Here is a 1202-nt window from a genome sequence, read left to right on the forward strand (position 1 = left end):
GGGCGGCGACCTTCGCCACCACTGCTTGACCGCCTCATCGCCGACGCACAGAAGATCCACAAACAACGCCCGGTTCTCCAAGAACAGCTCGCTACCGCCATCAAACCGGCTGCAGAGGCCTAACTAAAGACCAATGGTGTCCTCGCCTATCTTGCTGACCTTCCTGCTCTTGGACGGTTCTTCGGTCGATTCCAGACTGACGATCTGACCGACGCCGAGCGAGAGCAATTCAAAGAAGAACACCTCGAGTCACGACTCACACAACTCCGCCGTGGTGGGTCGTCGCTCTATCGGTGTTCAGTCAGTCCTGTCGATGCCTATGATCTCGCTCGGATCACGAAGGAATACTGGACGTGCCATCCCGAAGAGTACGGCAATATCACGAACGCACTCGGGACGTTCCCGGTCGTCTCCCACGGGATCAGCGACGGTGTCCCATCAACGCCTGATCCCGATGACGTCCTCGATGCGATGACCGAGCACAACAGTCCTTCAGATACGGCCTCGAGCGATCGTGGGAAGGACACTATCGACGAGGATGCTGTCGACGACTCGTCAGCCGGAACTGACGATCGGTTACCGGACACGTCGACGATACACCAGTCGGTGGTCGCACCGTCGACAGTCGACTGGGAGACGACCTACGCCGTGATCAACGACGAGACGTATGTTCGCACGTTCTGGATTGAACAGTTCCCCGAGGAACCGCCAGATGGCCTTCTCGAGCGACTGTTACTCGACACGGAGTTGCAGACTGACATCAGCATCCATCTCGATCCGTTCGACAGCCAGTCGGCCCAGGATATGATGGCAGACTGGATCTCGGATTTGAAGATCAACCAGCATGACTCGAACAGTCTCAAATCCGAGGACCTCCAGGAAGACATCGATCAGGCGAAGTATATGCGGTCGCTCGTCCGTGCGAATAAAGCGTCGTTCTATCGCGGTGGCGTGTTCATTCGCCTCGCCGCTGATAGTCAACAGCAACTCGATAATCAGACGACGCGTCTCCGCTCGATCATCAAGGATGCGCCGGCGAACTGTACGCTCAAGGTTGCAAACCGCTGGCAGGAACGTGGACTTGCGACAGTGTCGCCGCTTGGCGCGAACGAACTTGGCCGTGACCGCATGTCGACGCTGACGAACCAAGCCATCGGCGCGATGTTTCCGTTCTCATCGAACTACTTGATGATGGACGAGGG

Annotated in this window: 1 pseudogene; it reads left to right on the forward strand. The window is 57.3% G+C overall.

What is annotated here, in order from left to right:
• Nucleotides 1-132 precede the first annotated feature (132 nt).
• Nucleotides 133-1202: pseudogene (locus C487_RS09530) on the forward strand (VirB4 family type IV secretion system protein); the annotation flags it as partial.

The sequence above is a fragment of the Natrinema pallidum DSM 3751 genome (assembly GCF_000337615.1).
Lineage (GTDB): Archaea > Halobacteriota > Halobacteria > Halobacteriales > Natrialbaceae > Natrinema > Natrinema pallidum.